21 protein-coding genes are annotated in these 20,061 nt (G+C 71.0%); 10 read left to right on the forward strand and 11 right to left on the reverse strand.

All coding sequences use genetic code 11. From position 1 onward, the window contains the following. The coding region (locus ACFZB3_RS19910; protein WP_388718458.1) for a hypothetical protein at nt 1-216 on the forward strand (216 nt) is incomplete at its 5' end. A gap of 249 nt (nt 217-465) precedes the next feature. Here the strand turns inward: ACFZB3_RS19910 and ACFZB3_RS19915 are convergent. Continuing rightward, complete coding sequence (locus tag ACFZB3_RS19915; RefSeq protein ID WP_391376963.1) at nt 466-1,116, reverse strand: DNA-3-methyladenine glycosylase; 651 nt, start codon at nt 1,114-1,116, stop codon at nt 466-468. A 153-nt stretch (nt 1,117-1,269) separates the two neighbouring features. On the opposite strand from ACFZB3_RS19915, the gene ACFZB3_RS19920 reads away from it, so the two are divergent. The 3 genes from ACFZB3_RS19920 (at nt 1,270) to ACFZB3_RS19930 (ending at nt 3,334) form a co-directional block, all read left to right on the forward strand. Further along, nucleotides 1,270-2,052, forward strand: coding sequence for a sporulation protein (locus ACFZB3_RS19920; RefSeq protein WP_391376964.1), 783 nt, complete (start codon nt 1,270-1,272; stop codon nt 2,050-2,052). 65 nt (nt 2,053-2,117) lie between these two features. Next, entirely contained in the window at nt 2,118-2,657 is a 540-nt protein-coding gene (locus ACFZB3_RS19925; RefSeq protein WP_384052139.1) for a YbhB/YbcL family Raf kinase inhibitor-like protein, read from the forward strand. A 167-nt stretch (nt 2,658-2,824) separates the two neighbouring features. Beyond that, nucleotides 2,825-3,334 (forward strand): HNH endonuclease, encoded by a 510-nt coding sequence (locus ACFZB3_RS19930; RefSeq protein WP_391376965.1) that lies wholly within the window; start codon nt 2,825-2,827, stop codon nt 3,332-3,334. 114 nt (nt 3,335-3,448) lie between these two features. Here ACFZB3_RS19930 and ACFZB3_RS19935 read toward each other — a convergent pair whose 3' ends face one another. The 3 genes from ACFZB3_RS19935 to ACFZB3_RS19945 all read right to left on the reverse strand — a co-directional run bounded on the left by ACFZB3_RS19935 (nt 3,449) and on the right by ACFZB3_RS19945 (nt 5,834). After that, the gene (locus tag ACFZB3_RS19935) at nt 3,449-4,396 is read right to left on the reverse strand and encodes an SPFH domain-containing protein (protein WP_391376966.1); all 948 of its coding nucleotides are present in this window, start codon (nt 4,394-4,396) and stop codon (nt 3,449-3,451) included. A gap of 130 nt (nt 4,397-4,526) precedes the next feature. Next, nucleotides 4,527-4,961 carry an NfeD family protein gene (locus ACFZB3_RS19940; RefSeq protein WP_391376967.1) on the reverse strand — a complete coding sequence of 145 codons (435 nt, stop codon included), beginning with the start codon at nt 4,959-4,961 and terminating at the stop codon, nt 4,527-4,529. Between the two features lie 81 nt (nt 4,962-5,042). Continuing rightward, nucleotides 5,043-5,834 (reverse strand): ATP-binding cassette domain-containing protein, encoded by a 792-nt coding sequence (locus ACFZB3_RS19945; RefSeq protein ID WP_391376968.1) that lies wholly within the window; start codon nt 5,832-5,834, stop codon nt 5,043-5,045. 150 nt (nt 5,835-5,984) lie between these two features. Between ACFZB3_RS19945 and ACFZB3_RS19950 the strand changes: the two genes are divergently transcribed. Continuing rightward, entirely contained in the window at nt 5,985-6,770 is a 786-nt protein-coding gene (locus ACFZB3_RS19950; protein ID WP_391376969.1) for a hypothetical protein, read from the forward strand. A 206-nt stretch (nt 6,771-6,976) separates the two neighbouring features. On the opposite strand, the gene ACFZB3_RS19955 is transcribed toward ACFZB3_RS19950, so the two are convergent. The 3 genes from ACFZB3_RS19955 to ACFZB3_RS19965 form a co-directional block, all read right to left on the reverse strand. Further along, a complete protein-coding gene (locus tag ACFZB3_RS19955) occupies nt 6,977-7,225 on the reverse strand; it encodes a chaplin family protein (RefSeq protein WP_391376970.1) in 249 nt (82 codons plus the stop codon). A 171-nt stretch (nt 7,226-7,396) separates the two neighbouring features. After that, the gene (locus tag ACFZB3_RS19960; RefSeq protein ID WP_351705757.1) at nt 7,397-8,038 is read right to left on the reverse strand and encodes a response regulator transcription factor; all 642 of its coding nucleotides are present in this window, start codon (nt 8,036-8,038) and stop codon (nt 7,397-7,399) included. Then, nucleotides 8,031-9,209 carry a GAF domain-containing protein gene (locus ACFZB3_RS19965; protein ID WP_391376971.1) on the reverse strand — a complete coding sequence of 393 codons (1,179 nt, stop codon included), beginning with the start codon at nt 9,207-9,209 and terminating at the stop codon, nt 8,031-8,033. Before ACFZB3_RS19965 ends, ACFZB3_RS19960 begins: the two co-directional genes overlap by 8 nt. A gap of 225 nt (nt 9,210-9,434) precedes the next feature. On the opposite strand from ACFZB3_RS19965, the gene ACFZB3_RS19970 reads away from it, so the two are divergent. From ACFZB3_RS19970 to ACFZB3_RS19980, 3 genes are all read left to right on the forward strand, one after another. Beyond that, nucleotides 9,435-10,130, forward strand: coding sequence for an SDR family NAD(P)-dependent oxidoreductase (locus tag ACFZB3_RS19970; RefSeq protein WP_391376972.1), 696 nt, complete (start codon nt 9,435-9,437; stop codon nt 10,128-10,130). Next, on the forward strand, nt 10,127-11,203 hold the full coding sequence (locus ACFZB3_RS19975) for an S-adenosylmethionine:tRNA ribosyltransferase-isomerase (RefSeq protein WP_391376973.1): 1,077 nt from the start codon (nt 10,127-10,129) through the stop codon (nt 11,201-11,203). Before ACFZB3_RS19970 ends, ACFZB3_RS19975 begins: the two co-directional genes overlap by 4 nt. Nucleotides 11,204-11,506: 303 nt before the next feature. Further along, a complete protein-coding gene (locus tag ACFZB3_RS19980) occupies nt 11,507-12,289 on the forward strand; it encodes a transglycosylase SLT domain-containing protein (RefSeq protein ID WP_391376974.1) in 783 nt (260 codons plus the stop codon). An 89-nt stretch (nt 12,290-12,378) separates the two neighbouring features. Here ACFZB3_RS19980 and ACFZB3_RS19985 read toward each other — a convergent pair whose 3' ends face one another. After that, nucleotides 12,379-14,913, reverse strand: a complete 2,535-nt coding sequence (locus ACFZB3_RS19985) for an FHA domain-containing protein (RefSeq protein ID WP_391377807.1) — start codon at nt 14,911-14,913, stop codon at nt 12,379-12,381. A 244-nt stretch (nt 14,914-15,157) separates the two neighbouring features. Between ACFZB3_RS19985 and ACFZB3_RS19990 the strand changes: the two genes are divergently transcribed. Both ACFZB3_RS19990 and serB read left to right on the forward strand, forming a co-directional pair. After that, entirely contained in the window at nt 15,158-17,122 is a 1,965-nt protein-coding gene (locus ACFZB3_RS19990) for a streptophobe family protein (RefSeq protein ID WP_391376975.1), read from the forward strand. 388 nt (nt 17,123-17,510) lie between these two features. Beyond that, nucleotides 17,511-18,719, forward strand: coding sequence for a phosphoserine phosphatase SerB (gene serB, locus ACFZB3_RS19995; RefSeq protein WP_391376976.1), 1,209 nt, complete (start codon nt 17,511-17,513; stop codon nt 18,717-18,719). 142 nt (nt 18,720-18,861) lie between these two features. Here the strand turns inward: serB and ACFZB3_RS20000 are convergent, their stop codons facing one another. From ACFZB3_RS20000 to ACFZB3_RS20010, 3 genes are all read right to left on the reverse strand, one after another. Beyond that, nucleotides 18,862-19,380 (reverse strand): histidine phosphatase family protein, encoded by a 519-nt coding sequence (locus ACFZB3_RS20000; RefSeq protein WP_391376977.1) that lies wholly within the window; start codon nt 19,378-19,380, stop codon nt 18,862-18,864. Between the two features lie 90 nt (nt 19,381-19,470). Next, nucleotides 19,471-19,677: a hypothetical protein gene (locus ACFZB3_RS20005; RefSeq protein ID WP_391376978.1), complete on the reverse strand. Its 207-nt coding sequence runs from the start codon at nt 19,675-19,677 to the stop codon at nt 19,471-19,473. A 177-nt stretch (nt 19,678-19,854) separates the two neighbouring features. After that, nucleotides 19,855-19,971, reverse strand: coding sequence for an SGM_5486 family transporter-associated protein (locus tag ACFZB3_RS20010; RefSeq protein WP_089107830.1), 117 nt, complete (start codon nt 19,969-19,971; stop codon nt 19,855-19,857). Nucleotides 19,972-20,061: the final 90 nt, after the last annotated feature.

A 20,061-nucleotide genomic window follows, 5' to 3' on the forward strand; every position in this document is an offset into this window, starting at 1 on the left:
CTGGCGTTGACTTTTGGCACGCTGTTGAGTTCTCAAGGAACGGTCGCTTCCTTTGTACTCACCCTCTCGGGCTTTCCTCCGGGCTTCCCTTCGGTCTTGCGTTTCCGACTCTATCAGATCTTTTCTCGACCCGATTTCCTCGGTGCTTTCCAGGTTCCCGCTCTCGCGTTTCCCTTTCCGGCGGTTCCGACTCTATCAGATCCTTTCGGCGTCTGATTCCCAGTCAGCGGGTTTGTCTTCGGGCTTTCCGGCTTTCGCTCGTCGGCCTTTCGACATTCACTACGTTAGCCGATTCCCGCCGGGACTCATAATCGAGTTCCGTGAGTTCGAATTCGGGCATGCAGGCATGCCGAAATCGACCCCGTCAGGGGAAGTCGTAGGTAGTGGGTGGCCACTTCCGGTTGCTGGCGATTGCCGTACCCGGTTCAGCGGCTCGGGCTACATTACGCACCTTCCAGGGACGCGTCAACTTGAGCGGCGCCTCGGTACATGGGCCCGATAGGGGCTCACGGTGGGGTCGTTGGCGACCCAGTAGCGCCAGGGATGGACGTCGCCGTCGCCTCCCTCGCCGGCGACTCCGGTCCGCGGACCGTTGCGTACCTGGTCGGAGGGGACGGGGGTGCCGGTCAGTATCCGCAGCGGGGTCTCGCCGACGGCACACGCGTCGGTGCCGTCCAGGGTCCGGTCGACGCCCAGGGCGGTGGCCAGGCGGGCCGGCCCTTTGGCCAGTTCTCTGTCGTATCGGGCCGAAAGTCGACGTTTGCGCGCGAGCTCGGCGCCCTCGATGATCTCTCCGGCGCGGAGCAGGACCGCGCACGGGGTGTCCTCCGGGCCGCAGACGAGGTTCATGCAGAACCACATGCCGTAGGTGAAGTAGACGTACACGTGTCCGGGCGGACCGAACATCACGTCGTTGCGGGGGGTGCGGCCGCGATAGGCGTGCGAGCCGGGGTCGTTCGGGCCGTCGTACGCCTCCACCTCTGTGAGGCGCACCGCGATCGGGCCGTCCGGGGTGGTGCGGAGGAGGGTGCGGCCGAGGAGGTCCGGGGCGACCTCCAGGACAGGGCGGTCGAAGAAGCTTCTCGGGAGTGGCGTACGGTCCGGGGGCACGATCATGGCGTCCGAGCCTAGTCCAGACCGGAGACGCCAAGGGCTGGTCAAGGATTCGTCTGCTTGCCAGGGTGTGGGCCGGAACCGGTGGTGACCGGATCGCGTTTGTAGGGATCAAGGGTCCGTACCCAGTAGTCCGTACGTAGTAGAGGGAGAGTCATGGGGTTCAAGAAGCTGCTCGCGAGCCTGGGGGCCGGCGGGGCGTCCGTCGAGACGGTGCTCACCGAGGTGAACGTCGTACCGGGCGGTGTCGTCCAGGGCGAGGTGCGGATCCAGGGCGGCTCGGTGAACCAGGAGATCCAGGGTCTGTCCGTGGGGCTCCAGGCGCGTGTCGAGGTGGAGCGCGGCGACGAGGAGTACAAGGAGAACATCGGCTTCGGCAAGGTGCGGCTCGGCGGTGCCTTCGAGCTGCAGGCCGGGGCCGTGCACGCGGTGCCGTTCGGGCTGGAGATCCCGTGGGAGACGCCCGTCACGATGATCGACGGGCAGGCGCTGCGCGGGATGCACATCGGGGTGACCACCGAGCTGGAGATCGCGCGTGCCGTCGACTCCGGGGACCTGGACCCGGTCAACGTGCATCCGCTGCCGGCGCAGAAGGCGATCCTGGACGCCTTCATCCAGCTGGGCTTCCGGTTCAGGAACGCGGACCTGGAGAAGGGGCACATCCGGGGGACCCGGCAGACGCTGCCGTTCTACCAGGAGGTCGAGTTCCACCCGCCGTCCCAGTACCGGGGGCTGAACCAGGTCGAGCTGAGCTTCGTGGCGGACGCGCACGCCATGGACGTCATCCTCGAAATGGACAAGAAGCCGGGGCTGTTCAGCGAGGGCAGTGACACGTTCCGGTCGTTCCAGGTGGGTCTGCACGACTTCCACGGGACCGACTGGGCGGCGTATCTCAACCAGTGGCTGTCCGAGGTCGGCAGCAAGCGCAACTGGTTCTAGGCTCGGGAACCGCGGATTCCGTAGCGGGCTCCGTAATCGATCAGTACCGATCAGGAGGTACCGAGGTGACCGAGCTCAAGCGGCGGCCTCTCCCCCATGACTTCCATCCGCCCGTCCCGTCGTTCACGGTGACGAGCGAGGACATCGTGGAAGGGGCGACGCTCAAGGACGCTCAGGTCTACGCGAAGGGGAACGTCTCGCCGCAGCTGCGGTGGGAGGGCTTCCCGGACGGGACCAAGAGCTTCGCCGTGACCTGCTACGACCCGGACGCCCCCACGGGCAGCGGGTTCTGGCACTGGGTCCTGTTCGACATCCCGGTCTCGGTGACCGAGCTGCCGGCGGGCGCGGGCAGCGGCAAGTTCGAGGGGCTGCCCGAGGGCGCGGTGCAGGTGCGCAACGACTACGGGTCGAAGGACTTCGGCGGTGCCGCGCCGCCGCCCGGGGACGGGCCGCACCGGTACGTCTTCACGGTGTACGCGGTGGACCAGGAGAAGCTCGGTCCGGACGCCGACGTGTCGCCTGCCGTCGTCGGGTTCAACCTGCGGTTCCACGCGATCGCGCGGGCGCAGCTCATCGGGGAGTACGAGAACCCCGAACAGGGCTGACGCGGTGCGCGAAATCAGCTGAGCGTTCATTGAACGTTTGCCCGTCTCTGGTCATGGAAGTGATCAGGGGCGGGCAGTTTTTATTGCGTTGTCCATCTCGGCGCGCCCGTCCAGAGTTGATCCACGCCCGCCGACGGTGGGCACGGTGCACATGGGAGGTGGGCTGGATGCGTGACACGCTGGTGCTGAACGCGAGCTTCGAGCCGCTGTCTACGGTGACGTTGAACCGCGCCGTTGTTCTGGTGCTCCAGGACAAGGCCGTCGTCGAGCAGGCCCACCCCGAGCTGCGCATGCGCGGTGCCGAGGTGGACATACCTGCGCCCCGGGTCATACGGCTGTGCAGGTATGTACGGGTGCCCTTCCGGAGACAGGCGCCGTGGTCGCGGCGGGGGGTGCTGGTCAGGGACCGGCACCGGTGCGCGTACTGCGGGAAGCGGGCGACGACCGTGGACCATGTGGTGCCGCGGGCTCAGGGCGGGGCGGACTCCTGGCTGAACACGGTGGCGTCCTGCGCGGAGGACAATCACCGCAAGGCGGACCGGACGCCGGAGCAGGCCGGGATGCCGCTGCTTCGGAAGCCGTTCGAGCCTTCGCCGCAGGACGCGATGCTGTTGGCGATGGGGGCCGAGGATCTGGCGGCGCTTCCCGAGTGGCTGGCGGGGGATGTCGCCGCCTAGTCGTGTGCCTGGCTGAGCTTGCCGGGCGAGTACGGCCGTGTTGTGGCTTGTCGCGCAGTTCCCCGCGCCCCTGAGAAGAAGGTGGGCGCGGGGAACGTTTGTCTTCAGTGACCCTCAGTCGATGTTCGGCTTCTCGCGGCGTTCCTGGGCGGGGACGTTGCCGCCGCCGTTGTTGGAACCGCCGCCCAGGGAGCCGAAGTTGCCCATCGCGCCGGAGAGGCCCTTGAGGGCGTCGCCGATCTCGCTGGGGACGATCCAGAGCTTGTTGGCGTCGCCCTCGGCGATCTTCGGGAGCATCTGGAGGTACTGGTAGGAGAGGAGCTTCTGGTCCGGGTCGCCGGCGTGGATCGCCTCGAAGACCGTACGGACCGCCTGGGCCTCGCCCTCGGCGCGCAGGGCCGCCGCCTTGGCCTCGCCCTCGGCGCGCAGGATCTGGGACTGCTTCTCGCCCTCGGCGGTGAGGATCGCCGCCTGGCGGGTGCCTTCCGCGGTGAGGATCGCGGCGCGCTTGTCACGGTCGGCGCGCATCTGCTTCTCCATCGAGTCCTGGATGGAGGTCGGCGGCTCGATCGCCTTGAGTTCGACGCGGTTGACGCGGATGCCCCACTTGCCGGTGGCCTCGTCGAGGACGCCGCGCAGGGCCGCGTTGATCTCCTCGCGGGAGGTCAGGGTGCGCTCCAGGTCCATGCCGCCGATGATGTTGCGGAGCGTGGTGACCGTGAGCTGCTCGATGGCCTGGATGTAGCTGGCGACCTCGTAGGTGGCCGCGCGGGCGTCCGTCACCTGGTAGTAGATGACGGTGTCGATGTTCACGACCAGGTTGTCCTGGGTGATCACCGGCTGCGGCGGGAACGGTACGACCTGTTCACGCAGGTCGATGCGGTTGCGGATGGTGTCGATGAACGGGACCACGATGTTCAGGCCCGCGTTCAGGGTCCGCGTGTAGCGGCCGAAGCGCTCGACGATGGCGGCGCTCGCCTGTGGGATGACTTGGATCGTCTTGATCAGGGCGATGAAGACCAACACCACCAGAATGACCAGGACGATGATGACCGGTTCCATCGTCGCTCCCCGTACCCTTCTCCGCCTCGGCGCTTCGGCAGATCTTATGGTTGTTGAAGATCTTGCTGGATGAGTCTGACAGACGCACGCGCAACTCGGGGACTCTTCTGTTCAGTTGAGTCTTACGAGGTCAGATGACAATCGCCGTGGCCCCCTCGATCTCCACGACGTCGACTTCCTGGCCCACTTCGTAGGCGCGGTCCGGGTGGAGGGAGCGTGCCGACCAGATCTCGCCGGCGAGCTTGATCCGTCCGTCCGCGCCGCCGTCGACGCGTTCGAGTACGACGGCCTGTCTGCCCTTCAACGCGTCGACGCCGGTGGCGAGTTGCGGGCGCTGGGCGGCGTGCCGGTTCGCGATGGGCCGTACGACGGCGATCAGCGCGACCGAGACGACGACGAAGACGAGCACCTGGATGACAGTGCCCGCGCCGAGCCCGGCGGTAACGGCGGCGGCCACGGCGCCGACCGCGAACATGCCGAATTCCGGCATGGCGGTCACCACGAGCGGGATTCCGAGCGCCGCCGCGACGACGAGCCACCACACCCATGCGTCGATGCTGTTCACATAGTCATGGTAGGGCCGGGGGTGCCGACCCCGACAGAGTGCTTTGCCGGGTCTGGGTCCGTCAGGAACCGTCAGGAGCCGTCAGGACAGGGGCAGTCCGTGGGCGGTCCAGCGGTCGCCGAGCTGCTCGACGACGAGCGGGAGGCCGAAGCAGAGGGAGAGGTTGCGGGAGCTGAGTTCGAGCTCCAGCGGGCCGGCGGTGAGGACCTTGCCCTGGCGGATCATCAGGACGTGGGTGAAGCCGGGGGCGATCTCCTCGACATGGTGGGTGACCATGATCATGGAGGGGGCGATCGGGTCACGGGCGAGCCGGCCGAGGCGGCGGACCAGGTCCTCGCGGCCGCCGAGGTCGAGGCCCGCGGCGGGCTCGTCGAGGAGGAGGAGCTCGGGGTCGGTCATGAGGGCGCGGGCGATCAGGGTGCGCTTGCGCTCGCCCTCGGAGAGGGTGCCGAACTTCCGGTCCACGTACTCGGTCATGCCGAGGCGGTCCAGGAAGGCGCGGGCGCGCTGCTCGTCGACCTCGTCGTACTCCTCCTGCCAGTGGGCGGTCATGCCGTAGGCGGCGGTGAGCACGGTCTCCAGGACGGTCTGGCGCTTGGGGAGCTTCTCGGCCATGGCGATGCCGGCCATGCCGATGCGCGGGCGCAGGTCGAAGACGTCGACCTTGCCGAGGGTGTCGCCGAGGATGGTGGCGGTGCCCTTGCTGGGGAAGAGGTAGCTGGAGGCGACGTTGAGGAGGGTGGTCTTGCCGGCGCCGTTGGGGCCGAGGATGACCCAGCGCTCGCCCTCCTTCACCGACCAGGAGACCTGGTCCACCAGAGCCCGGCCCTCCCGGACCACGGATACGTCCTGAAGCTCCAGAACATCGCTCATGAGCGCGTTGTCTCCCCTTGCAGTGTCGCCGTTCTCGGCTGTCGCGTACGCCTGTGGCCCGGGTGGCGGCGCCGGTGGGCGCAGCCCTCATGAAATCTACGCCACGAGTGCGCCGCTCCATTCCATCGGTCCTGTCCTTAGGGTGGGGGCATGCTCTCGGAACCGCGTTCAGGACGCCTCACCGCTTGGGGAAACGCCCTTTTGGCCGGACTTGTCTCTCCGGACGACGCCGTGCTCGCCATCGTCGGTGAGGATGCGGTGCACCGGGTGGAGGGGCTGCCCGGTGAGTCCGCTCCGGTCGGGCTCACGCTGGCGCTGGGGCGGCTGCGGACGCTGGGGGCGACCGGGCTGCGGGTCGCGCTGCCGGCGTCGGGGCATCCGCTGGGGCTGAGCGGGCCGCCGGAGTTCAACGCGCGGGCGCTGGAGGCCGAGGAGGCGGTTATCTGCCACGGCGCCGCGTTCGGCCTGGTGCCGGAGGTGTACGAGGCCGGGCCCGCAGGCGATGTGCATGTCGAGGTGGTCTGGCATGTGCTGCCGGTGCGGGAGGCGCCGCCGGCCGACGTGCCGTCGCTCGGCGAGGCGGAGCGCGAGCTGGCCGAGGCGCTGCGGGACGCGACGGAGGTGCTGTCGAAGCTGGATGTCGCCGGGTCGGGGCCGGTGGCGGAGGCGGCGATCGACGCGTACCGGGCGCGTGCGGAGCGGGGCCGGGAGGTGCTGGCCCCGGGGTATCCGCCGCGGGCGGTACGGGTGCTGGAGCTGGCGCAGCGGGTGGGGCTGCTGGTCTCGCTGGCGTACGACAACGGACACGGCGGGGCGGTGAGCGCGTCGGAGATGGCGGCGCGGTCGCTGGCGCTGCGCCCGGTGGAGCGGACGGCCCGGCGCGCGCAGGTCGCGGCGTACAACTCCGTTGTGGAGGAGCGTGAGCGGGGGCGCTGAGCCCTTCGCTGGGGATGCCGCGAAGTGGCGCGGGATGTCGTCGGTCGTGCGCGGCAACGTCGTGGCTGGTCGCGCAGTTCCTCCCCCAGCCTTCGGCCGGGGGACCCCCAGCGCCCCCTTCGGGGTGCTTCCCGACCGCGGGCAAGCCGACCGGCCTTCCGGGGCGCCCGGAAGGCCGGAGGTCGATGCCGCCGTGCGGCGCGGTGTCAGTGGTTGAGGCAGGAGTTGCCGAACGCGGGGTTCAGAACGCCGATGACGTTGACGCTGTTGCCGCACACGTTGACCGGGACGTCCACCGGGACCTGGATGACGTTGCCCGAGACGACGCCCGGAGAACCGTGGGCCGCGCCAGCCGCGGCGGCACCGCCGGTGTGGGCGGAGGCCAGCCCCGCGCCCGCGGCCACGATCCCGCCGGCCACCATCGTCACGGCCGCTGCCTTCTTCAGGTTCTTCACTTCTTGAGCCCTCCTTGGCGATCGCCACGGCGGTCGCCGCAGCACGCACTGAAGAACGGCGGCGGCCGCGACGAGGATGCGCCGTCCGGGTGACATTCCCACGACGGTATGAATCTCAGCCCGTAGGACGACCCTCTATGTTGCCGCCGGTGAAGCGTTGCGGAGGGCGTTTCAGCCGGTCACGCCGTGGCGAACGGCCCACAGGGCGGCCTGGGTGCGGTCGGCGAGGTCGAGTTTCATCAGGATGTTCGAGACGTGCGTCTTGACGGTCTTCTCGGAGAGCACCAGGGCGCGTGCTATCTCCCGGTTGGAGCGGCCGTCGGCGATCAGCCCGAGCACCTCGCGCTCCCGTTCGGTGAGTGAACCGCCCCTGCCCTGGCCGGAGTTGGCCTCCTCCTGGGAGAGCAGGGCGCCGGCCACCTCGGGCTGCAGCAGGACGTGCCCGGCGTGCACCGAGCGGATGGCGGTGGCGAGCGCGTCGGGATCGACGTCCTTGTAGACGTATCCGGCGGCGCCCGCGCGCAGGGCCGGGACCACCGTGCGCTGTTCGGTGAAGCTGGTGACGATCAGCACGCGCGCGGGGTTGTCGAGTTCGCGGAGCCTGCGCAGCGCCGCCACGCCGTCCAGGCCGGGCATCTTGACGTCCATGAGGACGACGTCGGGGGTCAGCTCCTGGGCGCGCTCGACCCCTTCGGCGCCGTCGGCGGCCTCGCCGACGACCTCGATGTCGTCCTGCACCTCCAGGAAGGTGCGCAGGCCACGGCGGACGACCTGGTGGTCGTCGACCAGCAGCACCCGGATTGCGTCAGCCACCGGGGACCTCCATCTCGATCGTGGTGCCCTTGCCGGGCGCCGATTCCACGGTCAGCGTGCCGCCGACGCCGCTCGCCCGGTCCCGCATGGAGACCAGGCCGAGGTGGCGCCCGGCGCGCCGGGTGAGGTGCGGGTCGAAGCCGCTGCCGTCGTCGGTGACCCGCAGGACGGCTCCGCCGCCGCGCCGGTTGACCGTCACGTCGACATGTTCCGCCCCGGCGTGCCTGAGCGCGTTGTGCAGGGCCTCCTGGGCCACCCGGAGCAGTGCCTCCTCCTGGGCGGCGGGCAGGGCGCGGAATCCGCTCGCGGCGAAGGTCACGCGCGCGGTGTGGGCGCGGTCGAGGACCTGGACCTGGGTGCGCAGGGTGGCGAGCAGGCCGTCCTCGTCGAGGGCGGCGGGGCGCAGCTCCACGACGGCGGCGCGCAGTTCGTCGATGGCCTCGGCGGCGAGCACGGCGACCTGGTGCAGCTCGCCCTTGGCACGCGAGGGGTCGCGGTCGACCAGGGCGGCGGCGGCCTGCGCGGTCAGGCGGAGCGAGAAGAGCTTCTGGCTCACCGCGTCGTGCAGCTCGTGCGCGAGCCGGGAGCGCTCCTCGGCGATGGTCAGCTCGCGGCTGCGCTCGTAGAGGCGGGCGTTGGTGAGGGCGATGGCCGCGTGCTGGGCGAGGATGGAGAGGAGTTCCTCGTCCTCGGCGGTGAAGCCGCAGCCGCTCTCGGGCTTCGGGCACGGGGTCCGTGGGGGGTGCCCCTCCACGGAACGCAGCTTGTTGGCGAGGAACAGCGCGCCGATGACCTCGTCGCCGTCCCGGATCGGCAGGCCCAGGAAGTCGGACATGTCGGGGTGGGCCGAGGGCCAGCCCTCGAAGCGGGGGTCCGCGCGGACGTCGGCCAGCCGCTCGACCTTCGCCTCGCGCAGCATCGCGGCGAGGATGCCGTGCTGGCGCGGGAGCGGGCCGATGGCCTTCCACTGGGCGTCGGTGACGCCGTCCACGACGAACTGGGCGAAGCCTCCGTGGTCGTCCGGGACCCCGAGCGCGGCGTACTGGGCGTCGAGCAGCTCGCGGGCGGAGGCGACGATCGTCTTGAGGACGTCGCGCACCTCCAGATGCCTGCTCATGGCCAGCAGCGCGGAACTCACCGCCGCCAGGCCGGACCGGGGACCTTGACTCATGTCCTCACGGTACCGGCGGGGTCCGACCGCGCGGATCGGGCCGACGGCGGCCGGGTCCGGGCCGTCGGCCGTAGGTCCCGGGACCTAGGGCGCGCGGCCCGGACCCGCGGCTTAGTCCGAAGGACCCCGCCCGGTTGCGGCCCGCGTCCGAGGCGGCCGGGGCGGTCCGGTTCCTACGTTGGGATCACCGCCGACGCGGGCGGACGAGCCGAGGGGACGGTTGTCATGCCGGTAGCGATCATCACGGGGGCCTCGAAGGGGCTGGGGAGGGCGCTGGCCGAGGCGCTGGCCGCACGCGGCTGGGATCTGGTGCTGGACGCCAGAGGGGCCGGGGTACTGAAGGAGGCGGCGGAGGCCGTCGCGGAGCACGGGACGCGGGTGGCGGCGCTGCCCGGCGATGTCACGGACGCCGGGCACCGGGCCGACCTGGTGGCCGCCGCGCGGGAGCTGGGCGGGGTCGACCTGCTGGTGAGCAACGCCAGCGCCTTGGGCGCCGAGCCGCTGGTGCGCCTGGGCGAGCTGCCCCTGGCGGGCCTGCGCCGGGCGCTGGAGGTGAACGTGGTGGCCGCGCTGGGCCTGGTCCAGGAGGCGCTGCCGCTGCTGCGGGAGTCGGCGGCCGGCGCGGTGGTCACGGTCAGCTCGGACGCGGGCGCCGAGGCGTACGAGACCTGGGGCGGCTACGGCGCCTCGAAGGCGGCCCTGGACCAGCTGGCGGCGGTGCTCGGTGTGGAGGAGCCGGGGCTGCGGGTGTGGGCGGTGGATCCCGGGGACATGGCGACCGGCCTGTACGCGGCTGCCGTACCGGACGACGACGATCCGCGGCCGGCACCGGTGAGTGTCGTACCGGCCTTCCTGCGGCTGCTGGAGGAGCGGCCGGCGAGCGGGCGGTACGGGGCGCCGGCCCTGGTGGAGGGGCGATGACGACGGTGGTGCGGGTGCCCGACGAACTGTCCGCGCGGGTGCCGGCCGAGCAGCGCGGGCCGGGTCTCGAACGGGATGCCGTACGGCTGCTGGTGTCGCGCGGGACGGCGGTGTCGCATCACGCCTTCGCCGAGCTGCCGTGCCTGCTGCGGGCCGGGGACCTGCTGGTGGTGAACACCTCGCCGACGCTGGCGGCCGCCGTGACCGGGCGGAGCGGGCACGCGCGCGTGGTGGTGCACTTCTCCGCGCGCGGGGACGACGGGCGGTGGGCGGTCGAACTGCGGGAGCCGGACGGGAACGGCACCACACGCGCGCGTGCGGGTACGCGCGCGGGTACTGGGGTGCGGCTGCCCGGGGGCGGGCGGCTGGTCCTGGAGGAGCCGCTGAGCGAGCAGGGCGAGCGGCTGTGGTGGGCGCGGGCCTCGGTGGACGTGTGCGGGGTGCTGCGGGAGCACGGGCGGCCCATCCGTTACTCGTACACGGAGCGGGACCAGCCGCTGTCCGTCTACCAGACGGTGTTCGCGCTGCCGTCGCCGGACGGGGCGGGCAGTGCGGAGATGCCGAGCGCGGCGCGGCCCTTCACCGCGCGGCTGGTGGCGGAGCTGGTGAGCCGGGGGGTGCAGTTCGCGCCGATCACCCTGCATACGGGGGTGTCGTCGGCGGAGGCGCACGAGCCGCCGTATCCGGAGCGGTTCGCCGTGCCGGAGGCGTCGGCGCGGCTCATCAACAACGTGAGGGCGGGCGACGGCCGGGTGATCGCCGTCGGGACGACCGCCGTGCGGGCCGTGGAGTCGGCCGCCGGGCCCGACGGGGTGGTGCGGGCGGCCGAGGGGTGGACGGAGCTCGTCGTGACGCCGGAGCGCGGGGTGCGGGTGGTGGACGGGCTGCTGACCGGGCTGCACGAGCCGGAGGCCTCGCATCTGCTGATGCTGGAGGCGGTCGCCGGGCGGCCGGCCGTCGACCGCAGCTACGAGGAGGCGGTGCACGGTCTCTACCTGTGGCACGAGTTCGGCGACGTGCACCTCATCCTCCCGGAGCAGGCCCCTCACACAGAGCATTGCGCCAGCAACTAGCGGTGAGATTCATGTGCGGCCGATGTGAGGCCGCACATAGGGCGCACATCACGTACGAACGGACATAGGAGATAAACAGTCACGGCGCGAACGGGGCAGACGTTCTAGTCTGTCCCGATTTGCCCATCCGGGCTCCACTACCGGGGATCGTACGTCACACCTTTGCCACAGCATTTTGCGGCCGCTAAGAATGGCAGCCGTCGCTCAGCACCGCGGGTTCCCCCGGCGGTGTTCGTGCAGGAGGAGCCGGTCTCCCCCCACGGACAACGAGCGACTCCGCGCTATTCGAAGAGGTCCACTGCCATGCCCAAGCACGCTCACAGTCCCACGCTGACCAAGCACCACAAGATCGCGCTCGCCGGTGTCGCCACGCTCGGCGCCGCCGCCCTCGCCTTCTCGGCGGTGCCCAGCAGCGCCGAGACGATCGCGTCCGGTACCCCCCAGGCCGCCGCGCAGGTCAAGAACGTCACGGGCAAGGTCACCGACCAGCTGGCCCTGCAGAACGTCAAGGTCGAGGCCATCGCCGCCAAGAAGAAGGCCTCCGCCCACCAGCTGCACGTGGCCCACGTGAAGAAGGTCCACGCGGCCCACGTCGCCCACGTGAAGCAGGCCCACGCGAAGAAGCTGCACGCGGCCCACGTGAAGCACGCCGCCGCCGTCAAGAAGGCCGCCGCCAAGAAGGCCGCCGCCAAGCGCGCCGCCCAGCAGGCCGCCAGCCGGTCCGCGCAGCGCCCGCAGCTCCAGCCGGTCGCCGCGAAGACCTACAGCAACAACCTCGACGGCTGGATCCGCCAGTCCCTGGACATCATGCACTCCAAGGGCATCCCGGGCTCCTACAACGGCCTGTACCGCAACATCATGCGGGAGTCCTCCGGCAACCCCAACGCCATCAACAACTGGGACATCAACGCCATCAACGGCATCCCCTCCAAGGGTCTGCTCCAGGTCATCCCGCCGACCTTCGCCACCTACCACGTGGCCGGCACCTCGTGGAACATCTACGACCCGGTCGCCAACATCACGGCCGCCTGCAACTACGCCGCCCACCGGTACGGCTCGATGGACAACGTCAACAGCGCGTACTGAGGCCTGCGCGGACCTCTTCACGCACATGCCGAAGGGCGGCACCCCACTGCGGGGTGCCGCCCTTCGGGCGTCCTACGGGCACCGGCGTGCTACTTCCGCATGACCTCGGGCTCGTGGCGGCGCAGGAAGCGGGCCACGAGGAAGGCGCAGACCACTCCGAGGGCGAGCAGGGCGACCATGTCCAGGGTCCAGGCGCCGGCCGTGTGCGCCCACAGCGGGTCGTCGGGCTTGCCCTTGCCGGGCGGGGCGATCCCGTTGAAGTCCAGGGTGGCGCCCGCGGCGGCGACGGCCCAGCGCGACGGCATCAGGTACGAGAACTGGTTGACGCCGACCGCGCCGTTCAGGGCGAACAGGCAGCCGGTGAAGACCACCTGGATGATCGCGAACATGACCAGCAGCGGCATGGTCTTCTCGGAGGTCTTCACCAGGGCCGACATGACCAGGCCGAACATCATCGAGGTGAAGCCCAGCGCCATGACCGGCAGGCAGAGCTCCAGGAGCGTGAGGTGCCCGAAGACCACGCCCTCCGCCGGGATCTTCCGGCTGGCGAAGCCGATGACGCCGACCAGCAGTCCCTGCAGGACCGTGACGATACCGAGCACGAAGACCTTGGACATCAGGTACGCGGAGCGGGAGAGGCCGGTCGCGCGCTCCCGCTCGTAGATGACCCGTTCCTTGATCAGCTCGCGGACGGAGTTCGCGGCACCGGCGAAGCAGGCGCCGACCGCCAGGATCAGCAGGACCGTGGTGGCCGTGCCGTTCGGGACGGGCTGCTGGGTCGTCGGATTGATCTCGGTGTTGACCAGCAGGTCCTTGCCCGAGTCGATCAGCAGGCTCACCGAGCCGAGGACGAGCGGCAGGATCACCGTGAGGGCCAGGAAGCCCTTGTCGGAGGCGATCACCGACACATACCGACGCACGAGCGTGCCGAACTGCGACAGCCAGCCCTGCGGCTTGGGCGGTTTCAACGCCTGCATCGCAGGCATCTGTACGGCCTGCGGGGCAACGGCGTCGATGTCCGCGGCGTACATCTGGTAGTGCTGCGAGCCCTTCCAGCGGCCCGCCCAGTCGTAGTCGCGGTAGTTCTCGAAGGCGGAGAAGACGTCGGCCCAGGTGTCGTAGCCGAAGAAGTTCAGCGCCTCCTCCGGCGGCCCGAAGTAGGCGACCGCGCCGCCCGGTGCCATCACGAGGAGCTTGTCGCACAGCGCCAGCTCGGCCACCGAGTGGGTGACGACGAGGACCGTGCGGCCGTCGTCGGCGAGGCCGCGCAGCAGCTGCATGACATCGCGGTCCATGCCCGGGTCGAGGCCCGAGGTGGGCTCGTCGAGGAAGATCAGCGACGGCTTGGTGAGCAGCTCAAGGGCCACCGACACGCGCTTGCGCTGGCCGCCGGAGAGGGAGGTGACCTTCTTCTCCTTGTGGACGTCGAGCTTCAGCTCGCGCAGCACCTCGTCGATGCGGGCCTCGCGCTCCTCGGCCGTGGTGTCGGCGGGGAAGCGCAGCTTGGCCGCGTACTTGAGGGCCTTCTTGACCGTCAGCTCCTTGTGCAGGATGTCGTCCTGCGGGACCAGACCGATGCGCTGGCGCAGCTCCGCGAACTGCTTGTACAGGTTGCGGTTGTCGTACAGCACCTCGCCCTCGTTGGCGGGGCGGTAGCCCGTGAGCGCCTTGAGCAGGGTCGACTTGCCGGATCCCGAGGGGCCGATGACCGCGATCACGGACTTCTCCGGGACGCCGAAGGAGACGTCTCTCAGGATCTGCTTGCCACCGTCGACCGTGACGGTCAGATGGCGTGCGGAGAAGGAGACCTCACCGGTGTCGACGAACTCCTCAAGCCGGTCGCCGACGATCCGGAAGGTGGAGTGTCCGACGCCCACGATGTCGTCCGCGTCGAGCAGCGCGCTGCCGCTCTTGGCGATCGGCATGCCGTTGACGTACGTGCCGTTGTGCGAGCCGAGGTCGCGGATCTCCATGCGGCCGCCGGGCGCGGAGTGGAACTCCGCGTGGTGCCGAGAGACCTGCAGGTCGGAAACCACCAGCTCGTTGTCCAGGGCACGGCCGATGCGCATCACGCGGCCGATGGAGAACTGGTGGAACGTGGTCGGGCTGCGGTCGCCGTAGACCGGCGGCGCCCCCGCGCCACCGCCGGAGGCCATGGCCGGGGCGCCCTGCTGCTGCGGGATCGCCGACGGGGCCTGCTGCCAGCCCTGTTGCGGAGCCGGCTGCTGCGCGGCCGACGGCTGCGGAGCCGGCGGCTGGGACCAGCCCGCGCCGCCCGCGCCCTGCGCCGCGAACGGCTGCTGCTGGGGCTGCGGTCGGGCGACGGCGGCCGCGGCGCCGGAGAGGCCGAGGCGCGGTCCGTCGTTCGCGTTGCCGAGATGGACGGCCGAGCCCGGACCGATCTCCGACCGCTGGACCCGCTGGCTCTGCACGAAGGTGCCGTTGGTACTGCCGTGGTCCTCGATGACCCAACTGCGGCCGTCGAAGCTGATCGTGGCGTGCCGCCAGGAGACCCTGGCGTCGTCGAACACGATGTCCCCCTGCGGATCGCGTCCGAGGGTGTATGACCTGGACGGATCGAGCGTCCAGGTGCGTCCGTTTGATTCCAGTACGAGTTCCGGCACTCCAAGCCCCATGAGTAGTCCCCCGAGTTACCCCCATCACAGGGAGTCTAGGGATGTCGAACATCGTCGGGAACTATTTCAGGCTCGGCCCTCTGACCGAAAGCCGGGCCTTGTGGAGGCCTCGGACGAGCGCTTCAACTCTTTCCGTTGACGGGGTTGAAACCGGCCCGGAGAGTGGTAATCCACGCGAGGGGGACAAGCGCGACGGAGTGGTCCGGTGCGCCCGCGGATCGGGGGGTCTGCCATGAGTGCTGATGCGTCAGGTACGGGAGTCGAACGCACGGGGCGCGGCGGGCGACTGCCGTGGGCCGACATCCTGCTGTCCTCGATAGCCGCCGTGAGCTGGGCGTTGATCGGAATGGCGGGTACGGCGGCGCTGGGTCTGCATCTGCTGCGGGCCGACGCGGCGGGCTCGCTGGGCCCGATGACCGCGGCCGTTGTGGCGCTCGGGGCGGGTGGTTCGGTCACCCCGGACGGAGATCTGTCCGCTTTCGGCCTGAAGGGGGCGCAGGCCACCACGGCCATCGAGATCACGCCACTGGGCGTGAGCCTGGTCGGTGCGCTCCTTTTGTCATGGTTCTTCTTACGGTCCCTGCGCACGGCCGGAGTTGTGATCGCGCCGGCCGAACTGCTGGCCCGCGCGGGCTCGGTGGTGGCGCTGTTCGTGGCGATGCTCGGCGGACTGGCCTGGGCGGGTCACTCCGTCGTGACGATCGACGGCGGCGCGCTCGGCCTGGACAAACTCCCGGGCGGCGGAAGCGGCGGCGGGCTGAAGATCCCCGGCATCGGTGACATCGGCGGGCTGCTCCCGGACCGCCTCGGCGACCTCGCGAACGCGAACGCCGCGGTCGGCTTCACCGTGGACACGGCGGCGACCCTGCTCGGCGGCCTCGGCTGGTCGGTGGGCATCCTGCTGATCGCCCTGCTGGCCTCGCGCCGGACCCCGCTGCCGCGCGGCTGGGCGGCTGTGCACCGGGTGGTACGGCCGGCGGCCTCGGCGCTGGTGACGGTGATGCTGGTGGCCGTGGCGGCCGGCTGGGCGGCGGCGGCCTACGCGGCGATCGGCGACCCGCATCCGGCCCGGATCCTGGGCGCGGCCCTGCTCGGCGCCCCGAACGGCGTCTGGCTCGGCATCCCGATCGGGCTCTTCGTCCCCTTCGACGGCCGGGCCACGGGCGTCCTGACCATGTTCCTGCCGCACCCCCTCGACGAGCTCCTGAACTCGAAGTCCGACCAGTCGGTGACGCTGGGCCATCTGGCCGGCCTGGACGGACGGGTGTGGCTGTTGGGGGTCGCGGCGGCCCTGCTCATGCTGCTGGCCGGGGTGTTCACGGCGGTCCGGACGCCGGTGGGGAACACTCCGGCGGGGCGGACTCCGGCGAGCCGGACGGGCGGCTCGGCCGGTGCGCTCGGTTTCGCCGGGCGGTGTGCCGTACGACTGGGGATCGCCACCGCGCTCACGCTGCCGCTGCTGGCCTGGCTGGCGGACGTGTCGGTGGACGCCTCGCTGTCGGTGCTGGGCTTCGACGCGTTCGGGGCGGGGATCCAGCTGCACGGGCAGCTGGGGATGGCGTTGCTGCTCGGCGGGGCCTGGGGCGCGGCCGCGGGGGCCGCGGGGGCGCTGCTGGCGTGGGCGACCGGGGCGGCGGGGTCACGGGCGGCTCCGCTGGCACTGGGTGACAGCGCGGCGGGCGGCGGGCCCGCCGGTGCGGGCGCCGACTGGGCTCCGGGGCGGGTGGGGAGCGGGACGACGGGTCCCTACGCGCCGGGTACGCCGTATCGGCCGCCCAATCCGAACACGAACCCGTATCTCCGGGTGCCGGAGGAACTGCGGGAGACCGGCGGCCGAGGGGCCCGGTCCGGTGCGGCGCAGGGGGCGGGGACGGCACCGCCGGGCGGTTCCGCCGTCCCGGGTCGTCGTCCGCCGGGCGCACCGCCCCCGGCGGACGACGACCGTCGCGCGCCGGAGAAGAGCGGGTCGGGCGGCGGCCCCTCCGACGTACCGCGGTCCGGCTCGGGCGACGTGTACGGCGCTCCCACCATGGCGCGCCCCTTCGATCCGCCCCCTCGCTCCCCGCGGCCCAGGCCGGGCGCACGGCGACCCGACGGGCCCCAGAGCGGTCCGGGCGCCGGGCCCCCGCCCCCGCCGCCTCCTCCCCCGCCGCCTCCCCCGCCGTCTCCGCCGCCGCCCAGGCGGCCCCGTGGGTAGACCCGGCGGGTGGGTCGCCGGGCCGGGTGGCGGCGGCCACGCAGATCGCGTGCTCCACGTGGCGCACGGCGCCACCCGGCGCGGTTCGCCACGCCACGCCACCGGCGCGGGTTCGCTGCGTCGTCCGCGCGTCAAGGCGACCGCCGCGTACGGGGCGCGGCGGTCGCCACACGCATGTCCCGGTGTCCGCCACGCGCATGTCACGGCGCTGGACCGTGTGCGAAGACGCGGCGGGATGCACCTCGGCCCCGGCCGTATACATCGCACGCACGTTCGCCCGTAGGGCGGAGGCAAGGCGTCCGACACCGGCCCGACACCTATTGTTCCGTGTCCGTCAGGCGGACCACCTGCGCCGCAGGCACTGGGTGCCGGTTACCTTGGTTACACCATGAGCGATCCGCAGACCTCCGAGGTCCCCACTCTCCTCGTCAAGATTTTCGGCAAGGACAGGCCGGGCATCACGGCCGGCCTCTTCGACACGCTTGCCGCCTACATGGTCGACGTGGTCGACATCGAGCAGGTCGTCACGCGTGGCCGCCTGGTGCTGTGCGCGCTCGTGACCCAGCCCCCGGCGGGCCTTGAGGGCGACCTCAGGGCGACCGTGCACAGCTGGGCCGAGTCGATGAAGATGCAGGCGGAGATCATCTCCGGCCACGGCGACAACCGCCCGCGCGGCCTCGGCCGTTCCCTGGTCACCGTCCTCGGCCACCCGCTGACCGCCGAGTCGACGGCCGCCATCGCCGCCCGGATCGCCAAGACCGGCGGCAACATCGACCGTATCTTCCGGCTCGCCAAGTACCCGGTGACGGCGGTCGAGTTCGCGGTGTCCGGCGTGGAGACCGAACCGCTGCGCACCGCCCTGGCCTCCGACGCGGCCGAGCTCGGCGTGGACATCGCGGTGGTCTCGGCGGGCCTGCACCGGCGGGCCCAGCGGCTGGTCGTCATGGACGTGGACTCGACGCTCATCCAGGACGAGGTGATCGAGCTCTTCGCGGCGCACGCCGGCTGCGAGGACCAGGTCGCCGAGGTGACGGCGGCCGCGATGCGCGGCGAGCTGGACTTCGAGCAGTCGCTGCACGCGCGCGTGGCGCTGCTGAAGGGGCTGGACGAGTCGGTCGTGCAGAAGGTGCGCGCCGAGGTCCGGCTGACGCCGGGCGCGCGGACCCTGATCCGTACGCTGAAGCGGCTCGGCTACCAAGTCGGGGTCGTCTCGGGCGGTTTCACCCAGGTCACCGACGACCTGAAGGAGCGGCTGGGGCTGGACTTCGCCCAGGCCAACACGCTGGAGATCGTCGACGGGAAGCTGACCGGCCGGGTGACCGGCGAGATCGTGGACCGGGCGGGCAAGGCGCGGCTGCTGCGCCGGTTCGCCGCCGAGGCGGGTGTGCCGCTGGTGCAGACGGTGGCCATCGGTGACGGGGCCAACGACCTGGACATGCTGAACGCGGCCGGTCTCGGTGTCGCCTTCAACGCCAAGCCGGTGGTCCGCGAGGCCGCGCACACCGCGGTGAACTTCCCGTTCCTCGACACGGTCCTGTACCTGCTGGGCGTCACCCGCGAAGAGGTCGAGGCGGCGGACACCCACGACGAGAGCTGAGCCGTCCGATCGGCCCGGACGCGGCCGACCCGGACGCGGCCGCCCAGGAACACCAGGGGCCGGTCACAAGGGCCCGGCACCGGTCTCCACGGTGCCGGGCCCTCGGCGTGTCACGTCGGTGGCGGTGCGGCGGCCCCGCGTGTCACTCGGAAGGCGCCCAGTAGTCCGCGAGCGTGGCCACACCGGGTTCCAGGGTCTTCCAGGAGCCCTCGTGCGTCAGGACGGCGAAGGCGGCGGCGGGAAAGCCCCGGCGGTTCATCCGTTCGCGGGCGTCGTCGTCGGCGGCGCCCGCGAGGATCTCGGCGACGCCGTGCACTCCGGGGTTGTGGCCGATGAGGATCACGGTCTGTACGTCGTCGGGCACCTCGTTGAGCACGGCGATCAGCTCGCCGGGCGAGGCCTCGTACACCCGCTCCTCATAGACGGTTTTCGGCCGGTGCGCGAGCTCGTGGACGGCGAGCTTCCAGGTCTCCCGGGTACGCACGGAGGTGGAGCACAGTGCCAGGTCGAAGGTCATGCCGGTGTCCGCGAGCTTGCGTCCGGCGACGGCGGCGTCCATTCGGCCCCGCTCAGCGAGCGGTCGCTCGTGGTCGGTCACCTGTGGCCAGTCGGCTTTCGCATGGCGGAAGAGGACAATCCTGCGGGGTTCTGCGACGCTCATGGCACCCAGCTTCGCATGAAACAGGCCATCGGGCGCAGGTAGTTGACATGCGGCTTCGCCCGGTCCGCGGGTGCCGAGCCGTCGGCTGCGCTAGCGGGTGACGATCTGCTGGACGCGCTCGAAAAGATGGGTGACGGCGGGGTCGCCGGTGGCCGCGTGGGCGTCCGCCGGGTTCAGTATGAGGATCAGCAGGGCGACGAAGGCGAGCGCGGGAAGGGCGAGCGCCCACCAGGGGAGCCGGATGTCGACGCTGCCCGGGGTCGCCGGGTGGGACCGGGTGTGCGTAGGGGCCGGCATGGTCGCCTCCGTTGGTCTCCGGGGTCTGTCGGCCGCCCTCGCGGCCACACCTCGAAACTACGGAATCCGGGGCCGCCGCCCCATCCGGTGATCCACCCACTTGACCCTGACCCTCACCCCCTAGGGGATGGTGGGGCTAGCCCCACAGCCGGCCGCGGGGGCCGTGGCCGGCTGTGGTCAGGGGGACGCGAGGGTCGCGATGACGGCGATGACGATGAAGATGGCGAAGAACGAGCCGAAGACGATCAGCATCTTCTTCTGACCGTTCTGGGGGTTCGGGTCGAGCACTGGCATGGGGTCAGTCTGGCACCCCGGGGAGCGGAAGGACCGCGCGGGGTGGCCGCGACACGGGCCGGCATCGGCGGACGGGGGCCGGCCGACACG

The organism is Streptomyces sp. NPDC008092 (assembly GCF_042957285.1).
Lineage (GTDB): Bacteria > Actinomycetota > Actinomycetes > Streptomycetales > Streptomycetaceae > Streptomyces.

Excerpts from the sequence above, each read along its gene's own strand:
- ACFZB3_RS19915 (WP_391376963.1), bottom strand. The coding sequence starts at position 1,116 with ATGATCGTGCCCCCGGACCGTACGCCACTCCCGAGAAGCTTCTTCGAC.
- ACFZB3_RS19920 (WP_391376964.1), top strand. The coding sequence starts at position 1,270 with ATGGGGTTCAAGAAGCTGCTCGCGAGCCTGGGGGCCGGCGGGGCGTCC.
- ACFZB3_RS19930 (WP_391376965.1), top strand. The coding sequence starts at position 2,825 with ATGCGTGACACGCTGGTGCTGAACGCGAGCTTCGAGCCGCTGTCTACG.
- ACFZB3_RS19935 (WP_391376966.1), bottom strand. The coding sequence starts at position 4,396 with ATGGAACCGGTCATCATCGTCCTGGTCATTCTGGTGGTGTTGGTCTTC.
- ACFZB3_RS19945 (WP_391376968.1), bottom strand. The coding sequence starts at position 5,834 with ATGAGCGATGTTCTGGAGCTTCAGGACGTATCCGTGGTCCGGGAGGGC.
- ACFZB3_RS19950 (WP_391376969.1), top strand. The coding sequence starts at position 5,985 with ATGCTCTCGGAACCGCGTTCAGGACGCCTCACCGCTTGGGGAAACGCC.
- ACFZB3_RS19965 (WP_391376971.1), bottom strand. The coding sequence starts at position 9,209 with ATGAGTCAAGGTCCCCGGTCCGGCCTGGCGGCGGTGAGTTCCGCGCTG.
- ACFZB3_RS19970 (WP_391376972.1), top strand. The coding sequence starts at position 9,435 with ATGCCGGTAGCGATCATCACGGGGGCCTCGAAGGGGCTGGGGAGGGCG.
- ACFZB3_RS19975 (WP_391376973.1), top strand. The coding sequence starts at position 10,127 with ATGACGACGGTGGTGCGGGTGCCCGACGAACTGTCCGCGCGGGTGCCG.
- ACFZB3_RS19980 (WP_391376974.1), top strand. The coding sequence starts at position 11,507 with ATGCCCAAGCACGCTCACAGTCCCACGCTGACCAAGCACCACAAGATC.
- ACFZB3_RS19990 (WP_391376975.1), top strand. The coding sequence starts at position 15,158 with ATGAGTGCTGATGCGTCAGGTACGGGAGTCGAACGCACGGGGCGCGGC.
- serB (WP_391376976.1), top strand. The coding sequence starts at position 17,511 with ATGAGCGATCCGCAGACCTCCGAGGTCCCCACTCTCCTCGTCAAGATT.
- ACFZB3_RS20000 (WP_391376977.1), bottom strand. The coding sequence starts at position 19,380 with ATGAGCGTCGCAGAACCCCGCAGGATTGTCCTCTTCCGCCATGCGAAA.
- ACFZB3_RS20005 (WP_391376978.1), bottom strand. The coding sequence starts at position 19,677 with ATGCCGGCCCCTACGCACACCCGGTCCCACCCGGCGACCCCGGGCAGC.
- ACFZB3_RS20010 (WP_089107830.1), bottom strand. The coding sequence starts at position 19,971 with ATGCCAGTGCTCGACCCGAACCCCCAGAACGGTCAGAAGAAGATGCTG.